This is a genomic window from Candidatus Rickettsia kedanie (assembly GCF_045865205.1).
In the GTDB taxonomy this organism is placed as follows: Bacteria; Pseudomonadota; Alphaproteobacteria; order Rickettsiales; family Rickettsiaceae; genus Rickettsia; species Rickettsia australis.
This window is the reverse complement of record NZ_BAABMM010000026.1, coordinates 1-4,382: the sequence shown is the minus strand read 5'-3', so window position 1 is coordinate 4,382 and position 4,382 is coordinate 1. Positions and strand designations below refer to the sequence as shown.

Genomic DNA, 4,382 nt, shown 5'->3' with positions numbered 1-4,382 from the left:
GGGCACGATCAGATCAAGGTTATAAAGATTATTTACAGGATATTAATCCTAATGATTTATTGATAGCAGATTTAGGGTATTTTGTTCCTAAGTCTTTTAGTTCCTTAAGTGCTAAAGGTGCTTATTTGCAACAGTGCCCTTTTTTTATCTAAAAGATCATATTTCATAAACATAAAGTGTTACTTTATACTTTATATCATTCTTATTTAATTATCAAGGCTTAAAATGTCCTGCTATTAAAAACTCCTTATTCCCCTTAGATCCCAGTATTGGACTTTCTATAATATCAAATATTTTAAAATTATGCTCTTGTTCAAGCCAATCTTTAATTTTATCGCATACTTTTTGATGTAAGAGAGGATTTTTAATAATTCCTCCCTGCTCTACTTCATGCTTTTTAACCTCAAATTGTGGTTTTATTAAAGCAATAAGCATGCAATCTTCTTTAGCTAAATTTAGTGAAGTCGGCAATATAGTAGTTAAACTAATAAAACTGGCATCACAAACAATTAAATCAGGCTTTATCGTTATTTGTTTATCGGTTAAATATCGTGCATTAGTCTTCTCAAGCACTTTAATTTGTGGATTGTCGCGTAATTTAGGATGAAGTTCGCCATAACCTACATCTACGGCAAAAATTAATTTTGCTTTACGCTCAAGTAATACTTCGGTAAAACCGCCTGTGCTACTACCTATATCAATACAAACTAAATTTTCAGGATCAATTTTAAAATAATCCAAAGCAGCAATTAACTTTAATGCACCTCTTGAAACATAATTATGCTGCGGTAGCTTTACCTTAATGTTGGTATCATTTATATTAACCTGTATCCCAGGCTTAATTAACTGCTCATACTTATTATGTACTTTACCTTGAATAATCAAGCTTCGTGCTATAGTAATATCTGTTACAAAACCTTTTTGCAGCAAATATTCATCAAGCCTTATTTTAGTCATGGCTTTTTAAATCTGAATTTAACTTATGTTATAGGGGTTCATTAGATAGGAAATATACAACTTGTCTAATTGAAAGTTGCAGTTTCAATTAGACATAATATATTTGAGCCATACAACAATGTTGCAATTGAAAGGAGCATGGCAATCTAGCAAAATATTTAAACCCTAACCAATATATGTCTTTTCTTGCCAGCAGAGAGCTTTATAACATTTTTATCAAGTAGGAAAGTAGTATTAATTATAATATTCTCATCTTCGACTAATCTATCATTTATCTTAGCACCCTTCCCTCTTATAAGCTTGCGTGCTTCTGACTTAGAGCTAGCAAGACCTACCTCGTGAAATAACTCATATGCACTAATACCGGCTTGTAATAGTTCTTGCTCTAAAACAACGGTAGGTAAATTAGCATCGATTTCTCCTTGTTCAAATATCTTTACTGCAGTTTCTAGAGCTAATTTTGCTGCCTGCTCCGAGTGACAAAGCTTAGTTAGCTCATACGCTAGTTGCTTTTTAGCTGCATTAATATCTTCAGCCGCTAAGCTCTCAAATTTATTAAGCTCTTCAGAAGTTAACTCACTATATAATTTAGCAAATTTAATTACGTCGGCATCTTCACAGTTACGCCAATATTGGTAATAATCATACGGACTTAACAAATCTTCATTAAGCCATACTGCCCCTGTCGCAGTCTTACCCATCTTAGCACCTGAGCTAGTCGTAAGTAGTGGCGTCGTCATACCGAATACTTCTTGGCTACTTATTTTACGAATTAAATCCGCTCCCATTACGATATTGCCCCATTGGTCACTACCGCCAATCTGCAAACTGCAATTGTAATGCTTGCTTAAATAGTAAAAATCATAGGCTTGCAGCAACATATAGTTAAATTCTAAGAAGCTTAAATGCTGCTCACGCTCAAGCCTTAGTTTTACCGAATCCATAGTAAGCATACGGTTGATCGAAAAATGAACGCCAAAATCTCTTAAAAACTCTAGATAATTAAGAGAATCAAGCCACTCTACATTATCGAACATAATAGCATCACTTTTACCATCACCGAATTTGATAAATTTTGATAGTGATTTTTTAATCCCTTTAGCATTTTTAGCTATATCTTCTTTGCTTAAAATTTTGCGAGCTTCGTCTTTCCAAGTAGGATCACCGATTTTACTCGTACCGCCGCCGATAATTACAATAGGCTTATGCCCATGCTGCTGAAGTAACCGTAATATCATTATCTGCATTAAACTACCGATATGTAGCGATGTAGCAGTACAGTCAAAGCCTATATAAGCCGCTATTTTTGTTTCTTTCGTTATAGTAGTTAACCGATCCAAATCGGTACATTGATGGAAATATCCTTTATTTATAAATGCTTCTATAAAACTCATATATTATTTCTTATCTTTGAACAATTCCTTTTTTGCTTTTCTACTAAGTAATAAAATCTTAAGGAAAATAGTATCTTCATCTTCTTCTACAAACGGCACAGCATATACTTAGATCAATCATTCTAACATATAAAATTTTTTGACCTGCATGCTTCCTGTGATTATGATGTAATTTGATATCTAGTAAATTACCGTCTTCAATTGATTGCACTATCTCTTCAAAACTTACACCACGCTCATGTAATAACTTAGAGTTCTTGTCATGATTATATCTAAATTTGATCATTAGTATTTAAAGTTTAGTAGCATCTAAATGAATTAGCATATTAAGATAGGTTTGATAAGGTAAGCCATGCTTAGAAGCTTTAATTTTTATTGCTTCTATGTCATGTTCTGCAACCCTGATAGTAACAGATCTCTTTTTATTAAGATGTGCTTTTGTAGACTTTTGGAATAATGCAATGAGAGCAGGATCATCAACTGTTTGCTGCTTTTCAAAATTATCTTCAATATCGTGTTCGTAAGGATTTAGCTTGATACCCATAACACAACCATTTTTAATGTTTAATTGATTATAAATAATGTAAGTACTTTGTCAATACTTGATATATTAGATTATCATGCGAATAGTTGTAAATCTGTACATCGGATTTTGTGAAAGAAATTTAATTTAATCTACTTTTTAGTTTTCTTTGTATTATAGGAAGTAAAATATAAATCAAAACAGGCAATAAGGCAAATTTAATCAAAAGTGTAAAGTAAAATTAAATAATATTGTTGCATTTTTTATTATAGGAAAAGTTTTATAAAAAAGAATAACAGAGTAAAACTAATAATTATATATATAGTTTTTTGCACATTATTTAAGATCAAATCAGCATTATATTTAAAGCAAATATATACGATACCATCACCCAATAAAGTGCCTATTGATAATAAAAGCAGTAAGGGGAAAGGATTGTCTTACCATAACAAGTAACATATACCTATCACAAAAACCAATGTATCAATAGTAAGATTTAGTACTATTTTCCTATCTACCTAATTTGTGCCTGCATAAAATTACTTCTATAAAATAATTAACACTCCAAAAATCATACCGCCTATAACATCATATACACTATGTACTCCAAGATATAGGCGTGAAAGCATAATATTAATAATCATTGCAATAGATATTATTTGTAACATTTTTTGAATTAAATGATAAAAATATTATTATAAAGAAAACAGTAGCCACCTGTATATCTCCACTAGGGAAACCAAATGATCCATCATTAATAGATAACATATGTAATGTACTAGGGGGACAAGGAATAGAAAAAGAATTTTTAATAAAAATATTCAATAATGTTGCAAATGATATAAGCCAACCTAAATCCAAAAATAAGCTATTTCTTGGATTTAACCAGTAAGCAATCACAATAATTGTGATGTAAAAATAATCACTAGCAAAAAAAGGAAATATTTTAAACCAGCTAGTTAATATTTCACTTCTAAAATTCAATACCTATTCAGGCTCTAGTATCAATAATGTTATTGCTTAAGACTTATGGTTGAGTAGTATAGAAAACTTCTATCTCTAAAAAATATCATATATATATCTTTTAAAAGCGGTATGACATCCTCTTTTTGAAATAAGTTTAAAATTAATAAAAGCAGTTTCTTATATGGTAAATAAATTATTAACAATATAGAGTATCTTCAAGTAACAGTTTAATATTTATAACTAATATTTTAACTTAACTTAATTTTTATTAACTTGTTTGACTTGATAAATAATGGTTTCATAAAATAACAGCCATTAAATATAGGGATTTATGTCAATAGAAGATGAGACAAAATTTAATAAAGTTGGCAAGCAAATAAGCGCAAGCGAACATCAGGCAACACACAATGTTTTGAATCATACGCGTCAAGTTAAGGAAAGTAAGTAAGCAATTTGCAAGGAATTTGCTAATTGCAACTCTGTTAGCTAGAAAAAATGATATTTAAAAAGGGAAGTGAAGAGTATAAGTATTAGCACTGTAA

4 protein-coding genes and 1 pseudogene are annotated in these 4,382 nt (G+C 30.4%); all 5 read right to left on the bottom strand.

Going from position 1 to position 4,382, the window contains the following annotated elements; all coding sequences use genetic code 11:
* Positions 1-213: 213 nt before the first annotated feature.
* The 5 genes and pseudogenes from ACKTSD_RS03615 to ACKTSD_RS03595 all read right to left on the bottom strand — a co-directional run bounded on the left by ACKTSD_RS03615 (position 214) and on the right by ACKTSD_RS03595 (position 3,542).
* Positions 214-957 carry a TlyA family RNA methyltransferase gene (locus ACKTSD_RS03615; RefSeq protein ID WP_412708045.1) on the bottom strand — a complete coding sequence of 248 codons (744 nt, stop codon included), beginning with the start codon at positions 955-957 and terminating at the stop codon, positions 214-216.
* 158 nt (positions 958-1,115) lie between these two features.
* Positions 1,116-2,351, bottom strand: coding sequence for a tyrosine--tRNA ligase (gene tyrS / locus ACKTSD_RS03610; RefSeq protein WP_412708044.1), 1,236 nt, complete (start codon positions 2,349-2,351; stop codon positions 1,116-1,118).
* Between the two features lie 3 nt (positions 2,352-2,354).
* Positions 2,355-2,637, bottom strand: a pseudogene (locus tag ACKTSD_RS03605) (hypothetical protein).
* Between the two features lie 6 nt (positions 2,638-2,643).
* Positions 2,644-2,895 (bottom strand): CopG family antitoxin, encoded by a 252-nt coding sequence (locus tag ACKTSD_RS03600; protein WP_412708043.1) that lies wholly within the window; start codon positions 2,893-2,895, stop codon positions 2,644-2,646.
* A gap of 524 nt (positions 2,896-3,419) precedes the next feature.
* A complete protein-coding gene (locus tag ACKTSD_RS03595; protein ID WP_412708042.1) occupies positions 3,420-3,542 on the bottom strand; it encodes a phosphatase PAP2 family protein in 123 nt (40 codons plus the stop codon).
* Positions 3,543-4,382: the final 840 nt, after the last annotated feature.

What these genes read in the sequence shown, in the direction of transcription:
- ACKTSD_RS03615 (WP_412708045.1), bottom strand. Translation starts at nt 957, where the DNA reads ATGACTAAAATAAGGCTTGATGAATATTTGCTGCAAAAAGGTTTTGTA.
- tyrS (WP_412708044.1), bottom strand. Translation starts at nt 2,351, where the DNA reads ATGAGTTTTATAGAAGCATTTATAAATAAAGGATATTTCCATCAATGT.
- ACKTSD_RS03600 (WP_412708043.1), bottom strand. Translation starts at nt 2,895, where the DNA reads ATGGGTATCAAGCTAAATCCTTACGAACACGATATTGAAGATAATTTT.
- ACKTSD_RS03595 (WP_412708042.1), bottom strand. Translation starts at nt 3,542, where the DNA reads ATGTTACAAATAATATCTATTGCAATGATTATTAATATTATGCTTTCA.